The organism is Acuticoccus kandeliae (genome assembly GCF_003073115.1).
Genome location: NZ_QBBV01000137.1, coordinates 1 through 324, shown reverse-complemented (window position 1 = coordinate 324; position 324 = coordinate 1). Strand labels below are relative to the sequence as shown.

The following is a 324-nucleotide window of genomic DNA, read 5'->3' as shown; positions in this document are numbered from 1 at the left end:
TGATGATGGCCGCGACCTTCGCGGGCATGGGGTTCGGCAACTCCGGTGTGCACATCCCGCACGCCAACGCCTACCCGATCGCGGGCATGGTCAAGGACTACCGGCCGCAGGGCTACCCGCAGGACGAGGCGATGGTGCCGCACGGGGAGTCGGTGTCGCTGACCGCGCCGGAGGCGTTCCGGTTCTCCTTCGACTCCGCGCCGGAGCGGCACCTGCGGGCGGCGGAGCTGATGGACCCGCGGGCGGACAGGGTGAACGACCCGCGCGAGCAGCTGCCCGGAGTCCTCACCCGGCTGATGCGCGACATCGGCATCCCGAACGGCA

At 71.3% G+C, this 324-nt stretch carries 1 pseudogene; it reads left to right on the top strand.

The features are described from left to right. A pseudogene (locus tag DBV35_RS29655) lies at positions 1-324 on the top strand (hypothetical protein); the annotation flags it as partial.